Source organism: Flavobacterium acetivorans (assembly GCF_020911885.1).
In the GTDB taxonomy this organism is placed as follows: domain Bacteria; phylum Bacteroidota; class Bacteroidia; order Flavobacteriales; family Flavobacteriaceae; genus Flavobacterium; species Flavobacterium acetivorans.
On sequence record NZ_CP087132.1, the window covers coordinates 1,757,203 to 1,773,148 of the forward strand.

General features: G+C 40.8%; 9 protein-coding genes, 2 tRNA genes and 5 rRNA genes. 8 read left to right on the top strand and 8 right to left on the bottom strand.

Going from position 1 to position 15,946, the window contains the following annotated elements; translation table 11 throughout:
• The first annotated feature begins 95 nt into the window (after window positions 1–95).
• Together LNP19_RS07755 and rrf (LNP19_RS07760) are read left to right on the top strand one after the other, a co-directional pair.
• Window positions 96–2,980: ribosomal RNA gene (locus LNP19_RS07755) — 23S ribosomal RNA — on the top strand.
• A 173-nt stretch (window positions 2,981–3,153) separates the two neighbouring features.
• Window positions 3,154–3,263 (top strand): 5S ribosomal RNA (gene rrf / locus LNP19_RS07760).
• A gap of 122 nt (window positions 3,264–3,385) precedes the next feature.
• On the opposite strand, the gene LNP19_RS07765 is transcribed toward rrf (LNP19_RS07760), so the two are convergent.
• The 5 genes from LNP19_RS07765 to LNP19_RS07780 form a co-directional block, all read right to left on the bottom strand.
• Window positions 3,386–4,369, bottom strand: coding sequence for an ISAon1 family transposase (locus tag LNP19_RS07765; RefSeq protein WP_428979050.1), 984 nt, complete (start codon window positions 4,367–4,369; stop codon window positions 3,386–3,388).
• Window positions 4,362–4,682: an ISAon1 family transposase N-terminal region protein gene (locus tag LNP19_RS07770; protein ID WP_230061469.1), complete on the bottom strand. Its 321-nt coding sequence runs from the start codon at window positions 4,680–4,682 to the stop codon at window positions 4,362–4,364. Before LNP19_RS07770 ends, LNP19_RS07765 begins: the two co-directional genes overlap by 8 nt.
• A 53-nt stretch (window positions 4,683–4,735) precedes the next feature.
• Window positions 4,736–5,095, bottom strand: coding sequence for a transposase (locus LNP19_RS15490; RefSeq protein ID WP_428979046.1), 360 nt, complete (start codon window positions 5,093–5,095; stop codon window positions 4,736–4,738).
• The gene (locus LNP19_RS07775; protein ID WP_230064187.1) at window positions 5,061–5,465 is read right to left on the bottom strand and encodes a transposase; all 405 of its coding nucleotides are present in this window, start codon (window positions 5,463–5,465) and stop codon (window positions 5,061–5,063) included. The genes LNP19_RS15490 and LNP19_RS07775 overlap by 35 nt, the downstream gene beginning before the upstream one ends.
• 150 nt (window positions 5,466–5,615) lie before the next feature.
• Window positions 5,616–5,939 (bottom strand): ISAon1 family transposase N-terminal region protein, encoded by a 324-nt coding sequence (locus tag LNP19_RS07780; RefSeq protein WP_230064196.1) that lies wholly within the window; start codon window positions 5,937–5,939, stop codon window positions 5,616–5,618.
• A 909-nt stretch (window positions 5,940–6,848) separates the two neighbouring features.
• Between LNP19_RS07780 and LNP19_RS07785 the strand changes: the two genes are divergently transcribed.
• From LNP19_RS07785 to rrf (LNP19_RS07805), 5 genes are all read left to right on the top strand, one after another.
• Window positions 6,849–8,362: ribosomal RNA gene (locus tag LNP19_RS07785) — 16S ribosomal RNA — on the top strand.
• A gap of 130 nt (window positions 8,363–8,492) precedes the next feature.
• Window positions 8,493–8,566, top strand: a tRNA-Ile gene (locus LNP19_RS07790).
• Window positions 8,567–8,709: 143 nt separating this feature from the next.
• A tRNA-Ala gene (locus tag LNP19_RS07795) sits at window positions 8,710–8,783 on the top strand.
• A gap of 189 nt (window positions 8,784–8,972) precedes the next feature.
• Window positions 8,973–11,857, top strand: a 23S ribosomal RNA gene (locus LNP19_RS07800).
• Window positions 11,858–12,030: 173 nt separating this feature from the next.
• Window positions 12,031–12,140: ribosomal RNA gene (rrf, locus tag LNP19_RS07805) — 5S ribosomal RNA — on the top strand.
• The 16S, 23S and 5S rRNA genes sit together here with 2 tRNA genes alongside, the layout of an rRNA operon.
• Before the next feature lie 122 nt (window positions 12,141–12,262).
• On the opposite strand, the gene LNP19_RS07810 is transcribed toward rrf (LNP19_RS07805), so the two are convergent.
• Window positions 12,263–13,246 (bottom strand): ISAon1 family transposase, encoded by a 984-nt coding sequence (locus LNP19_RS07810; protein ID WP_428979050.1) that lies wholly within the window; start codon window positions 13,244–13,246, stop codon window positions 12,263–12,265.
• Window positions 13,239–13,559: an ISAon1 family transposase N-terminal region protein gene (locus LNP19_RS07815; RefSeq protein WP_230061469.1), complete on the bottom strand. Its 321-nt coding sequence runs from the start codon at window positions 13,557–13,559 to the stop codon at window positions 13,239–13,241. The genes LNP19_RS07810 and LNP19_RS07815 overlap by 8 nt, the downstream gene beginning before the upstream one ends.
• A 532-nt stretch (window positions 13,560–14,091) precedes the next feature.
• On the opposite strand from LNP19_RS07815, the gene LNP19_RS07820 reads away from it, so the two are divergent.
• Complete coding sequence (locus LNP19_RS07820) at window positions 14,092–14,595, top strand: hypothetical protein (RefSeq protein ID WP_230064188.1); 504 nt, start codon at window positions 14,092–14,094, stop codon at window positions 14,593–14,595.
• Between the two features lie 78 nt (window positions 14,596–14,673).
• Here LNP19_RS07820 and lysA read toward each other — a convergent pair whose 3' ends face one another.
• Window positions 14,674–15,894 carry a diaminopimelate decarboxylase gene (gene lysA / locus LNP19_RS07825; protein ID WP_230064189.1) on the bottom strand — a complete coding sequence of 407 codons (1,221 nt, stop codon included), beginning with the start codon at window positions 15,892–15,894 and terminating at the stop codon, window positions 14,674–14,676.
• Window positions 15,895–15,946: the final 52 nt, after the last annotated feature.

Here is a 15,946-nt window from a genome sequence, read left to right on the forward strand (position 1 = left end):
ATTGAGATAAGAAAAATATTAAAAGTAGAAAGCGTTTTTTACTATTAGTAGTAAAAGACAAACAAAAACGGTCTTAATTAATTTTAAGATTGGTACAATAAGCAAAATAAGGGCGTATGGGGGATGCCTTGGCTCTCAGAGGCGATGAAAGGCGTGATAAGCTGCGAAAAGCTACGGGGATGGGCACACACCAATTGATCCGTAGATACCTGAATGGGGCAACCCACTATGTTGAAGACATAGTACACCGATAGGTGGGCAAACCCGCTGAACTGAAACATCTAAGTAGGCGGAGGAGAAGAAAACAAAAGTGATTCCGTAAGTAGTGGCGAGCGAACGCGGATTAGCCCAAACCAATGTTGTTACGGCAATGTTGGGGTTGTAGGACCACGACATTTCTTGCACGAGGAACTAGAATCTACTGGAAAGTAGAACCATAGAGGGTGATAGTCCTGTATAGGTAACAAGTGTAAAGGATAGTGGTATCCTGAGTAGGGCGGGGCACGTGAAACCCTGTCTGAATTTGGCGGGACCATCCGCTAAGGCTAAATACTCCTGAGAGACCGATAGTGAACCAGTACCGTGAGGGAAAGGTGAAAAGAACCGTGAATAACGGAGTGAAATAGATCCTGAAACCATACGCTTACAAGCGGTCGGAGCCCTTTCGTGGGGTGACGGCGTGCCTTTTGCATAATGAGCCTACGAGTTAACGTTGCTGGCAAGGATAAGTGGTTAAGCCACGGATCCGTAGCGAAAGCGAGTCTGAATAGGGCGCTTTAGTCAGTAGTGTTAGACGCGAAACCGTGTGATCTACCCATGGACAGGTTGAAGCTGTGGTAACACACAGTGGAGGACCGAACCCGTTGACGTTGAAAAGTCTTGGGATGATCTGTGGGTAGGGGTGAAAGGCCAATCAAACTCGGAAATAGCTCGTACTCCCCGAAATGCATTTAGGTGCAGCGTTAGTTATAAAGTTATATAGAGGTAGAGCTACTGATTGGATGCGGGGGCTTCACCGCCTACCAATTCCTGACAAACTCCGAATGCTATATAATGTTCACTAACAGTGAGGGCTTGGGTGCTAAGGTCCAAGTCCGAGAGGGAAAGAACCCAGACCATCAGCTAAGGTCCCCAAATATATACTAAGTTGAAAGAACGCGGTTTGTCTGCATAGACAGCTAGGATGTTGGCTTGGAAGCAGCCATTCATTTAAAGAGTGCGTAACAGCTCACTAGTCGAGCGGACGAGCATGGATAATAATCGGGCATAAGTATATTACCGAAGCTATGGATTTACAATTTATTGTAAGTGGTAGGGGAGCATTCTAACAGGGTAGAAGGTGTGTTGTAAAGCATGCTGGACTGGTTAGAAAAGAAAATGTAGGCATAAGTAACGATAATGCGGGCGAGAAACCCGCACACCGAAAGACTAAGGTTTCCACAGCTATGCTAATCAGCTGTGGGTTAGTCGGGACCTAAGGCGAACCCGAAAGGGACAGTCGATGGCCAACGGGTTAATATTCCCGTACTACTGTTAACTGTGATGGGGTGACGGAGTGATGAAAGTGCCGCGAACTGACGGAATAGTTCGTTGAAGTACCTACCTATAAGACCCGCAGGCAAATCCACGGGTTTTGGGGAAATACGATAGTACTCGGCGTCTTCGGACAAAGAGATAGTGCACCTAAGGGCTTCCAAGAAAAACCTCTAAACTTCAGGTTAATAGTACCCGTACCGCAAACCGACACAGGTAGTCGAGATGAGAATTCTAAGGTGCTCGAGAGATTCATGGCTAAGGAATTAGGCAAAATAGACCCGTAACTTCGGGAGAAGGGTCGCCAGCAGCAATGCTGGCCGCAGTGAAGAGGTCCAGGCGACTGTTTATCAAAAACACAGGGCTCTGCAAAATCGTAAGATGAAGTATAGGGCCTGACACCTGCCCGGTGCTGGAAGGTTAAGAGGAGATGTTATCTTCGGAGAAGCATTGAATTGAAGCCCCAGTAAACGGCGGCCGTAACTATAACGGTCCTAAGGTAGCGAAATTCCTTGTCGGGTAAGTTCCGACCTGCACGAATGGTGTAACGATCTGGACACTGTCTCAGCCATGAGCTCGGTGAAATTGTAGTAACGGTGAAGATGCCGTTTACCCGCAGTGGGACGAAAAGACCCTGTGCACCTTTACTATAGCTTAGTATTGACCTTGGATAAATGATGTGTAGGATAGGTTGGAGACTGTGAAGTGGCGTCGCTAGGCGTTGTGGAGTCATTGTTGAAATACAACCCTTTGTTTATCTGAGGCCTAACCCCGCGATTGCGGGGGACATTGCTTGGTGGGTAGTTTGACTGGGGTGGTCGCCTCCAAAAGAGTAACGGAGGCTTCTAAAGGTTCCCTCAGTACGCTTGGTAACCGTGCGTAGAGTGCAATGGCATAAGGGAGCTTGACTGAGAGACATACAGGTCGATCAGGTACGAAAGTAGAGCATAGTGATCCGGTGGTTCCGCATGGAAGGGCCATCGCTCAAAGGATAAAAGGTACGCCGGGGATAACAGGCTGATCTCCCCCAAGAGCTCATATCGACGGGGGGGTTTGGCACCTCGATGTCGGCTCGTCACATCCTGGGGCTGGAGAAGGTCCCAAGGGTTGGGCTGTTCGCCCATTAAAGTGGCACGCGAGCTGGGTTCAGAACGTCGTGAGACAGTTCGGTCTCTATCTACTGTGGGCGCAAGAAATTTGAGTGGATCTGATTCTAGTACGAGAGGACCGAATTGGACAAACCTCTAGTGTATCTGTTGTCACGCCAGTGGCACTGCAGAGTAGCTACGTTTGGAAGGGATAAGCGCTGAAAGCATATAAGCGCGAAACCCACCACAAGATGAGATTTCTTTTAAGGATCGTGGGAGATGACCACGTTGATAGGCTATAGATGTAAAGGCAGTAATGTCATAGTCGAGTAGTACTAATAATCCGTAAGCTTATGTACACCCTTTTCCTCCCGAGCAATCGGGAGGGAGAAACTTTCTAAAAATAAATTTACTTTTCTTTATCTCAGTATGTTAAGATATTGCAGCAAAGCTGCGTTTAAAGTTTGAAGTTTAATGTTACAAGTTGTTAACTTGAAACTATAAAAACTTGAAACTCCTTAAACAATAATCTTAAGGTGGTTATTGCGGCGGGGCTCACCTCTTCCCATCCCGAACAGAGTAGTTAAGCCCGCCAGCGCAGATGGTACTGCAATTATGTGGGAGAGTATGTCGTCGCCTTTCTTTATCCTGAAATTGTTTCAGGATCTATGGAGCCCCAACCTGAAAAGGTTGGGGTTCTTTTTTTTACAACTACCCTCTCTCGCCTAACAGCTCGGTTTGGGGTCAATTGCAAAAGTTGGGGATTAGGCAAAAAGATTAGATAATCTGAACAAGAAGAAATCTATTTTCCTTACTCCTCTAAACTGACTTCTAAAGGCTTTTATTTTTGCATTGAAAGATTCAGCAGAAGCATTGGTACTTCTATTATCAAAGTAGTTTAAGATTGACCGGTAATTGAAAGTTATAGTATTGAGTAGAATATTGAAGTTTTTAAAACCAGATTCCTCTACATTCCTATACCAATGTGCTAGTTTAGTCATCGCAATGTGCTTGTCATTGTTGCTATTGTAGATACCTCGAAGTTGTTGGCTTAGATAATAGGCTGTTTTTATATCTGGATATAGTCCAAATAATAATTGAGCTCTTTCATTTTGATTCTCAGTCCATTTTTCGCGAGATTTATAAAGTGCATATCGACTCCTGGCTAATAGCTGTTTTACAGAGTCACCGTTAGCTAAGAGCTCCGGAATATAGGTTTGATTCTCTCTTTTGGCTTGCAATATCAATTGATTCTCAAAATCCATAGCCTCCCATCGATGTTTAATCCTAATCTCTTGTAAGGCTTCCAGTGCCAGTTTTTGGACATGAAATCTATCTGTTACCTGTGTGGCTTTAGGGAAACATCTTTTAGAGATCAATTTCATAGAATTAGCCATGTCAAGTGTTATTTCTTTGACACAGCTTCTCTTCTTGTAATCAATCTTTCTGATATGTTCTATGACTTTATCTGCCTTTGTTCCAGCAACAATGGCAACTAAGGAACCTTTTTTACCTTTGAACTTCTTGTTGGTTACAATAGTGTAAAGTTCACCCTGAGACAAAGCTACTTCGTCAATTGATAAATGGGTGCCCATATTTTCAGGGTAAACAATCCATTGATGTGCATGTTCTCGTGGAGCCCAAGCATTAAAGGAACTCAGGTGTTTTTTATATTGTCGTTGGAGTTTCTTTCCGTTGACTCCGAAGAAACCACCAATGGTGTGACAATCAGTAGCACTCTTATCTATTAATTTCTTTTAAAAAAGCCGCAAACTCTTGAGTCATGCGGGTTCCTTTAGCAACTAAATTCCAATCTCTTTTAAGAATTTCGCCTGTTGTCTTATTTGTCCAGCGACGTCTTTTTATATGTAGATATACATATTTACCTCTGAGAGGGAAATCCTGAATGGTTATCTCATCCTGAAAGCCCTTTGATACTAGTTCCAGTGTATCAAATTCTTTTGGAGGCTTGGCATTCTCTTCAAAATATAGGTGTACTATTTCTTCTGTGTTAGTAGAAGAAACCACTTCAAAGTGATCTACTAAAAAGTCAGGTAACATGAATTTTAAAAGGTCTATTGGGGGCATCTCTCATTCTTAAGATTGCAAATCTCTCAATTTATTTTGACATTTCCCCCCAGGTTTTGGGATTGATCCCTTGTAATTGATTTTATAGTGTTCATAATGGTATTGAAGCTTCTAATTCCTAAGTTCTGCATATCATTATACCAGTGTGCTAATTTTTTGATAGCAACTGCTTTATCTATACTACTATTGTATATCTTACGTAATTTTTGGCTTAAGGAATAAACTATTTTAATTTCTGGATATTCAGCAAATACTATTGCCGCTCTTTCTTTTTGACTCTCACTCCATTTATTTGGACTTTTGTATAGCAGAAACCGGCTTCTAGTGAGTAATTGCTTGACCGTATTACCATTAGAAAATTCTTTTGAAAAAAAATGGCGTTTTATTTGATTTAGCCTCTACTATGGCTGTATTTTCTTGATCCAGAGCCTCCAATTTTAGTCTAATTCGAACTTCTTGTATGGCTTCTAATGCCAGTTTTTGAACATGGAAACGATCTATTAGTTGTATTGCCTTTAGAAAGGATTTTTTAGCTATCAATTTCATGCTATTAGCCATATCAAGGGTGATTTCAGTAACTTGATTGTGTTTTTTTAGATCTATTTTTTGCAAATGCTTAATGACAATTTCTGATTTAGTGCCTGCAATAATAGCGAGAATAGATCCTTTCTTGCCTTTAGCTGCTTTGTTGGTAACTATCGTATAGAGTTCATCTATTGATAAGTTAACTTCGTCTATAGACAAGTGATGTCCCATGTTTTCAGGAAATAGTAACCAATCTTCAGCTTGTTCATGCTGTTCCCAGGTAGAAAAATTGCTGAGATGTCTTTTATATTGTCGTTGTAGTTTTTTTTTTTTTTTTCATTGACACCAAAGAAAAAGCTAATAGTACGACAATCGTTTGCCTTAGTATCGATTGATTTCTTTTAAAAAAGTCGCAAACTCCTGAGTCATGCGGGTTCCTTGTGCTACGATGTTCCAATTGTGCTGAATGATTTCTTGAGATTGTTTGTCAGTCCAACGTCTTCTTTTTATGTGAAGATAAATAAATTTGCCTCTGAGAGGAAAATCTTGGATAGTAACTTCATTTAGAAAGCCTTTGGATACAAGTTGTTTGTTATTGTGCTCTTTTGGAGGTATATTTTTTTCTTCAAAAAACAAATGCGTTTTCTCTTGTTCGATTTTGGTGTTTATTAAATCAAAGTATTCTACAATTAATTCAGGAAGTATAAGTTTTTAAGAGTTCTATGTAATTTTCCAAAGAGTGTTTTTTTTTTTTTTTACAAAGCTCAGAATTATTTATTTCCTCCCCAACTTTTGCACTTGATCCACTTAAAGTCGTAGCGTTTCACGATTGTGTGATACCTTATGTATATTTAGTTCTGAAAAAGTTAAAGTCGTAGCATTTACCTGTTATTCGCTAGAATCTTCCTGTTCGCAAGCCGGACTGGAAGGATTTCGGCTTCTATCAGGGCTAGGGTATGGGCTTGAGATCTATTTTTAGAAACATAAAGAAGAATTTCGATTGTTTTTTATGGTCAAAGTGCTTCTTTTCCATAAAAAGAGTTTTAAAGTTTAAGATGCTACAATTTCAAGACACACGTTTTCAGATGGTTAAAAATAAAGTTTTAAAAAGGGTAAAAATACTTGTTCAAAAGTATTGTTTAAGCGAATAAAGGTGGTACTTTTGCACCCGCAACAGCGACAAAGTTCATTAAGATATTGCCAGTTATTATTTGATTTAGGGATTAAGGTTTCTAAAATAAAAATCAAAAAAAACTTGTGAGATTTGAATTGGCTTATTACATTTGCACCCCGCAAAATATGCAAAGTTCCTTGAGAGATTGGTAAGAAAGATTAAAGAAAAGAGGTTTAAAACTTCGAAAAAAAACTTTAAATTTTTCTTGCGAGATTAAAAAGAAGTTGTACTTTTGCACCCGCTTCGAGAAACACACTAAGTGAGTTATACGAGACGAAAAAAAAGATAAGACACGTTCCTAGACATATTGAATTGACAGCCGTTTTAAGAGAGATCTTAAAACAAAAGAATAAGAGTAATAGAATCGATAGATTATAATAAAACCACTAGATCTTCAGTCAAACATAAATAGAATCAAAGCAATTTGATTCGCATAATATACGATGAAGAGTTTGATCCTGGCTCAGGATGAACGCTAGCGGCAGGCTTAACACATGCAAGTCGAGGGGTATTGGTTTTCGAACCAAGAGACCGGCGCACGGGTGCGTAACGCGTATGCAATCTACCTTTCACAGAGGGATAGCCCAGAGAAATTTGGATTAATACCTCATAGTATACTGAGTTGGCATCAACTTAGTATTAAAGTCACAACGGTGAAAGATGAGCATGCGTCCCATTAGCTAGTTGGTAAGGTAACGGCTTACCAAGGCTACGATGGGTAGGGGTCCTGAGAGGGAGATCCCCCACACTGGTACTGAGACACGGACCAGACTCCTACGGGAGGCAGCAGTGAGGAATATTGGACAATGGGCGCAAGCCTGATCCAGCCATGCCGCGTGCAGGATGACGGTCCTATGGATTGTAAACTGCTTTTATACGAGAAGAAACACTGGTTCGTGAACCAGCTTGACGGTATCGTAAGAATAAGGATCGGCTAACTCCGTGCCAGCAGCCGCGGTAATACGGAGGATCCAAGCGTTATCCGGAATCATTGGGTTTAAAGGGTCCGTAGGCGGTTTAGTAAGTCAGTGGTGAAAGCCCATCGCTCAACGGTGGAACGGCCATTGATACTGCTAAACTTGAATTATTAGGAAGTAACTAGAATATGTAGTGTAGCGGTGAAATGCTTAGAGATTACATGGAATACCAATTGCGAAGGCAGGTTACTACTAATTGATTGACGCTGATGGACGAAAGCGTGGGTAGCGAACAGGATTAGATACCCTGGTAGTCCACGCCGTAAACGATGGATACTAGCTGTTGGGGGCAACTTCAGTGGCTAAGCGAAAGTGATAAGTATCCCACCTGGGGAGTACGTTCGCAAGAATGAAACTCAAAGGAATTGACGGGGGCCCGCACAAGCGGTGGAGCATGTGGTTTAATTCGATGATACGCGAGGAACCTTACCAAGGCTTAAATGTAGATTGACCGGTTTGGAAACAGACTTTTCGCAAGACAATTTACAAGGTGCTGCATGGTTGTCGTCAGCTCGTGCCGTGAGGTGTCAGGTTAAGTCCTATAACGAGCGCAACCCCTGTTGTTAGTTGCCAGCGAGTCATGTCGGGAACTCTAACAAGACTGCCAGTGTAAACTGTGAGGAAGGTGGGGATGACGTCAAATCATCACGGCCCTTACGCCTTGGGCTACACACGTGCTACAATGGCCGGTACAGAGAGCAGCCACTGGGCGACCAGGAGCGAATCTATAAAACCGGTCACAGTTCGGATCGGAGTCTGCAACTCGACTCCGTGAAGCTGGAATCGCTAGTAATCGGATATCAGCCATGATCCGGTGAATACGTTCCCGGGCCTTGTACACACCGCCCGTCAAGCCATGGAAGCTGGGGGTGCCTGAAGTCGGTGACCGCAAGGAGCTGCCTAGGGTAAAACTGGTAACTAGGGCTAAGTCGTAACAAGGTAGCCGTACCGGAAGGTGCGGCTGGAACACCTCCTTTCTAGAGCCTTATTGTTAGTTGATTTATCAACACGTTAAGGAAAGAGACGAAAAGAGAATTTGGAAAATATTTAAAGAATTTATTGCTCTTGCTGTTAATTTAAAAAATAATGAAAATTAAGTAAAAACAGAGTCTCGTAGCTCAGCTGGTTAGAGTACTACACTGATAATGTAGGGGTCGGCAGTTCGAGTCTGCCCGGGACTACTTTTTAAGTTGTTAATTATGAATTGTAAATTATAAAAAACAAAATAAAAAACTGAAAAGCTTAGTAAAAAAGGAAATTTTAGAGGTTGAGTAACCGTTTTAAGTGCTGTTAACTGAAAACTGTTAACTGACAACTAAAAAATGGGGGATTAGCTCAGCTGGCTAGAGCGCCTGCCTTGCACGCAGGAGGTCAACGGTTCGACTCCGTTATTCTCCACAAAAGAAGTGGTCAGAAAAAAAGTGATCAGTGTTCGGGTAAAACTGAATACTAAAAACTGTAGACTGAACACTGAATCAAAGTTCATTGACATATTGAGATAAGAAAAATATTAAAAGTAGAAAGCGTTTTTTACTATTAGTAGTAAAAGACAAACAAAAACGGTCTTAATTAATTTTAAGATTGGTACAATAAGCAAAATAAGGGCGTATGGGGGATGCCTTGGCTCTCAGAGGCGATGAAAGGCGTGATAAGCTGCGAAAAGCTACGGGGATGGGCACACACCAATTGATCCGTAGATACCTGAATGGGGCAACCCACTATGTTGAAGACATAGTACACCGATAGGTGGGCAAACCCGCTGAACTGAAACATCTAAGTAGGCGGAGGAGAAGAAAACAAAAGTGATTCCGTAAGTAGTGGCGAGCGAACGCGGATTAGCCCAAACCAATGTTGTTACGGCAATGTTGGGGTTGTAGGACCACGACATTTCTTGCACGAGGAACTAGAATCTACTGGAAAGTAGAACCATAGAGGGTGATAGTCCTGTATAGGTAACAAGTGTAAAGGATAGTGGTATCCTGAGTAGGGCGGGGCACGTGAAACCCTGTCTGAATTTGGCGGGACCATCCGCTAAGGCTAAATACTCCTGAGAGACCGATAGTGAACCAGTACCGTGAGGGAAAGGTGAAAAGAACCGTGAATAACGGAGTGAAATAGATCCTGAAACCATACGCTTACAAGCGGTCGGAGCCCTTTCGTGGGGTGACGGCGTGCCTTTTGCATAATGAGCCTACGAGTTAACGTTGCTGGCAAGGATAAGTGGTTAAGCCACGGATCCGTAGCGAAAGCGAGTCTGAATAGGGCGCTTTAGTCAGTAGTGTTAGACGCGAAACCGTGTGATCTACCCATGGACAGGTTGAAGCTGTGGTAACACACAGTGGAGGACCGAACCCGTTGACGTTGAAAAGTCTTGGGATGATCTGTGGGTAGGGGTGAAAGGCCAATCAAACTCGGAAATAGCTCGTACTCCCCGAAATGCATTTAGGTGCAGCGTTAGTTATAAAGTTATATAGAGGTAGAGCTACTGATTGGATGCGGGGGCTTCACCGCCTACCAATTCCTGACAAACTCCGAATGCTATATAATGTTCACTAACAGTGAGGGCTTGGGTGCTAAGGTCCAAGTCCGAGAGGGAAAGAACCCAGACCATCAGCTAAGGTCCCCAAATATATACTAAGTTGAAAGAACGCGGTTTGTCTGCATAGACAGCTAGGATGTTGGCTTGGAAGCAGCCATTCATTTAAAGAGTGCGTAACAGCTCACTAGTCGAGCGGACGAGCATGGATAATAATCGGGCATAAGTATATTACCGAAGCTATGGATTTACAATTTATTGTAAGTGGTAGGGGAGCATTCTAACAGGGTAGAAGGTGTGTTGTAAAGCATGCTGGACTGGTTAGAAAAGAAAATGTAGGCATAAGTAACGATAATGCGGGCGAGAAACCCGCACACCGAAAGACTAAGGTTTCCACAGCTATGCTAATCAGCTGTGGGTTAGTCGGGACCTAAGGCGAACCCGAAAGGGACAGTCGATGGCCAACGGGTTAATATTCCCGTACTACTGTTAACTGTGATGGGGTGACGGAGTGATGAAAGTGCCGCGAACTGACGGAATAGTTCGTTGAAGTACCTACCTATAAGACCCGCAGGCAAATCCACGGGTTTTGGGGAAATACGATAGTACTCGGCGTCTTCGGACAAAGAGATAGTGCACCTAAGGGCTTCCAAGAAAAACCTCTAAACTTCAGGTTAATAGTACCCGTACCGCAAACCGACACAGGTAGTCGAGATGAGAATTCTAAGGTGCTCGAGAGATTCATGGCTAAGGAATTAGGCAAAATAGACCCGTAACTTCGGGAGAAGGGTCGCCAGCAGCAATGCTGGCCGCAGTGAAGAGGTCCAGGCGACTGTTTATCAAAAACACAGGGCTCTGCAAAATCGTAAGATGAAGTATAGGGCCTGACACCTGCCCGGTGCTGGAAGGTTAAGAGGAGATGTTATCTTCGGAGAAGCATTGAATTGAAGCCCCAGTAAACGGCGGCCGTAACTATAACGGTCCTAAGGTAGCGAAATTCCTTGTCGGGTAAGTTCCGACCTGCACGAATGGTGTAACGATCTGGACACTGTCTCAGCCATGAGCTCGGTGAAATTGTAGTAACGGTGAAGATGCCGTTTACCCGCAGTGGGACGAAAAGACCCTGTGCACCTTTACTATAGCTTAGTATTGACCTTGGATAAATGATGTGTAGGATAGGTTGGAGACTGTGAAGTGGCGTCGCTAGGCGTTGTGGAGTCATTGTTGAAATACAACCCTTTGTTTATCTGAGGCCTAACCCCGCGATTGCGGGGGACATTGCTTGGTGGGTAGTTTGACTGGGGTGGTCGCCTCCAAAAGAGTAACGGAGGCTTCTAAAGGTTCCCTCAGTACGCTTGGTAACCGTGCGTAGAGTGCAATGGCATAAGGGAGCTTGACTGAGAGACATACAGGTCGATCAGGTACGAAAGTAGAGCATAGTGATCCGGTGGTTCCGCATGGAAGGGCCATCGCTCAAAGGATAAAAGGTACGCCGGGGATAACAGGCTGATCTCCCCCAAGAGCTCATATCGACGGGGGGGTTTGGCACCTCGATGTCGGCTCGTCACATCCTGGGGCTGGAGAAGGTCCCAAGGGTTGGGCTGTTCGCCCATTAAAGTGGCACGCGAGCTGGGTTCAGAACGTCGTGAGACAGTTCGGTCTCTATCTACTGTGGGCGCAAGAAATTTGAGTGGATCTGATTCTAGTACGAGAGGACCGAATTGGACAAACCTCTAGTGTATCTGTTGTCACGCCAGTGGCACTGCAGAGTAGCTACGTTTGGAAGGGATAAGCGCTGAAAGCATATAAGCGCGAAACCCACCACAAGATGAGATTTCTTTTAAGGATCGTGGGAGATGACCACGTTGATAGGCTATAGATGTAAAGGCAGTAATGTCATAGTCGAGTAGTACTAATAATCCGTAAGCTTATGTACACCCTTTTCCTCCCGAGCAATCGGGAGGGAGAAACTTTCTAAAAATAAATTTACTTTTCTTTATCTCAGTATGTTAAGATATTGCAGCAAAGCTGCGTTTAAAGTTTGAAGTTTAATGTTACAAGTTGTTAACTTGAAACTATAAAAACTTGAAACTCCTTAAACAATAATCTTAAGGTGGTTATTGCGGCGGGGCTCACCTCTTCCCATCCCGAACAGAGTAGTTAAGCCCGCCAGCGCAGATGGTACTGCAATTATGTGGGAGAGTATGTCGTCGCCTTTCTTTATCCTGAAATTGTTTCAGGATCTATGGAGCCCCAACCTGAAAAGGTTGGGGTTCTTTTTTTTACAACTACCCTCTCTCGCCTAACAGCTCGGTTTGGGGTCAATTGCAAAAGTTGGGGATTAGGCAAAAAGATTAGATAATCTGAACAAGAAGAAATCTATTTTCCTTACTCCTCTAAACTGACTTCTAAAGGCTTTTATTTTTGCATTGAAAGATTCAGCAGAAGCATTGGTACTTCTATTATCAAAGTAGTTTAAGATTGACCGGTAATTGAAAGTTATAGTATTGAGTAGAATATTGAAGTTTTTAAAACCAGATTCCTCTACATTCCTATACCAATGTGCTAGTTTAGTCATCGCAATGTGCTTGTCATTGTTGCTATTGTAGATACCTCGAAGTTGTTGGCTTAGATAATAGGCTGTTTTTATATCTGGATATAGTCCAAATAATAATTGAGCTCTTTCATTTTGATTCTCAGTCCATTTTTCGCGAGATTTATAAAGTGCATATCGACTCCTGGCTAATAGCTGTTTTACAGAGTCACCGTTAGCTAAGAGCTCCGGAATATAGGTTTGATTCTCTCTTTTGGCTTGCAATATCAATTGATTCTCAAAATCCATAGCCTCCCATCGATGTTTAATCCTAATCTCTTGTAAGGCTTCCAGTGCCAGTTTTTGGACATGAAATCTATCTGTTACCTGTGTGGCTTTAGGGAAACATCTTTTAGAGATCAATTTCATAGAATTAGCCATGTCAAGTGTTATTTCTTTGACACAGCTTCTCTTCTTGTAATCAATCTTTCTGATATGTTCTATGACTTTATCTGCCTTTGTTCCAGCAACAATGGCAACTAAGGAACCTTTTTTACCTTTGAACTTCTTGTTGGTTACAATAGTGTAAAGTTCACCCTGAGACAAAGCTACTTCGTCAATTGATAAATGGGTGCCCATATTTTCAGGGTAAACAATCCATTGATGTGCATGTTCTCGTGGAGCCCAAGCATTAAAGGAACTCAGGTGTTTTTTATATTGTCGTTGGAGTTTCTTTCCGTTGACTCCGAAGAAACCACCAATGGTGTGACAATCAGTAGCACTCTTATCTATTAATTTCTTTTAAAAAAGCCGCAAACTCTTGAGTCATGCGGGTTCCTTTAGCAACTAAATTCCAATCTCTTTTAAGAATTTCGCCTGTTGTCTTATTTGTCCAGCGACGTCTTTTTATATGTAGATATACATATTTACCTCTGAGAGGGAAATCCTGAATGGTTATCTCATCCTGAAAGCCCTTTGATACTAGTTCCAGTGTATCAAATTCTTTTGGAGGCTTGGCATTCTCTTCAAAATATAGGTGTACTATTTCTTCTGTGTTAGTAGAAGAAACCACTTCAAAGTGATCTACTAAAAAGTCAGGTAACATGAATTTTAAAAGGTCTATTGGGGGCATCTCTCATTCTTAAGATTGCAAATCTCTCAATTTATTTTGACATTTCCCCCCAGGTTTTGGGATTGATCCGTTTTTTCTATTAATAAGCGTTTACTAATGTTATCACCAAAAAAAGCTATTCTTTTTACATGTAGCTTTTTATTCCAAATTTTTAAATCACCTTGAAAATTGTTGTATTGCGATTGTAAATTTTTAGCCTTTACAGCATTTAAGAGGTAATTATTGTTCAATCATTTGAACAGGAATCTATGGATGCCCTTTAAAAATGAGACAAGCTATTTTTGTCCGATTTTTATTATATAGTAGTTTTCCACAATGTTTTGACTACATGCTTAAGTAGTTATCTTAATATAAAGAATACAGTGTTTTGCTCTTATTTTTTTACGTGAAATAAAATCGTTATTTTAGTAACTCTATTCATTGTAAATCAATTTATTATGTAGGCTTATTAATGAAGATTAGAAAGTATGATAAATATATGAAAATATTAAAAAAATAAATATATATGAAAAGTAAATTAATCTTATCCTCAGTTTTTCTTTTAAGTATTCAAAGTTTGTTTGCGCAGGAAAACCTATCAAGACAAGTGTTAGATACTGTGAAGGTAAAGGGTATTGGTTTGGAAAAGCTAAGACTTGATGAACAAAATAAATTAGAAAAGAAGATTTTAAAAGAAAAACAGAAGGCAGAGGAAGAATTTCAAAAACAACAAGATAGGCTTGTGAAGGAGCGCAAAAGGTTTGAAAGGAAACAAAAACAATATGAAAAAGAACAAAATAAAATAGAAAAGGCTTTAGTTAATCTTGAAAAATATGATAGAAGATTAGAGAAAGAGAAAAAAAAGTTGATAAAACTACAATTAAAACTTGATAAGAGTAGTGCAAAAGGTAATCTTTCTTTAGAAGAAATTGAAAAAGAAAATGTCACTATTGCTAAACAAAAATTAAGAATAATGGAGGTAGAGAATGATGTTGTTGACGCTCAAAGAAAACTTAAAAAATTGAGATAAGGTATTTTATCTACAAAATAATATAAAGGGGGCTGAAATACTATTTCAGCCCCCTTTTATTTTTTTTAATCTAATATTTTATACAGTGGTAACTGTTGTAGGTAATGGAAGTTGATTTTTTAATAGATCCTCAAAAGTTTCGCGAGCTCTAATTAAATGCCCTTCTCCATTTAACCACAATACTTCAGCCGGTTTGTAGCGAGAATTATAGTTTGAAGCCATAGAAAAGCAATAGGCTCCTGCATTTCTAAAACAAAGAATATCCCCTTCTTTTATTTCCGAAATACGTCTGTTGTTGGCAAAAGTATCCGTTTCGCAAATGTATCCTACAACAGAATAAAAACGTTCTTTCCCTTTAGGGTGTGAGATGTTTTCAATATGGTGTTGTGAACCATATAACATTGGTCTGATTAAGTGATTGAATCCGCTATCAATACCAGCAAAAACTGTAGAAGTAGTTTGTTTTACGACATTTACTTTGGCTAAAAAGAAACCTGCTTCACTTACTAAGAATTTTCCGGGCTCAAAGATTAAGGTTAAATCTTTTCCGTATTCAGTACAAAAAGCATTGAATCTTTTGGATAATTTTTTTCCAAGTTCTTCGATGTCGGTTTCTATATCATCTTTTTTGTAAGGAACTTTAAATCCACTTCCGAAGTCTAAAAATTCTAAGTTTTTGAATTTTTTTGCTACATCAAATAAGATTTCGGCAGCATATAAAAATACTTCGATGTCTAAAATGTCTGATCCAGTGTGCATGTGGATTCCCACGATATTCATTTTCGTATTTTCAACAATGCGGATTAAATGGGGTAATTGGTGAATTGAAATACCAAATTTACTGTCAATATGTCCAACAGAAATATTAGTGTTTCCACCAGCCATCACGTGTGGATTGATACGGATACAAACTGGAACGTTAGGATGTTTTGTTCCAAATTGTTCCAATATAGAAAGGTTGTCAATATTAATTTGAACTCCCATGGCGTTCACCTCTTCTATTTCTTCGAGAGATACTCCGTTTGGGGTATAAAATATTTTATCAGGGGCGTATCCTGCATGAAGACCTAGTTGTACTTCTTGGATAGATACAGTGTCCAAACCTGCCCCCATTTCTTTTATTAACTGTAGAACAGCAACATTAGAGAGAGCTTTCATTGCGTAATTGATGCGTAACTTATCTACCTTAGAAAAAGCCTTTGTTAATCTGTTGTACTGAGATTGTATTTTTTCGGCATCATAAACATATAAGGGATTGCCAAATTGTTCTGCTAATTGTAGTAAGTCTTTTGCTTGCATTGTTATTATTTTTTAGCAAATTTATTATTCTTTATTGATACTACAATGAGAT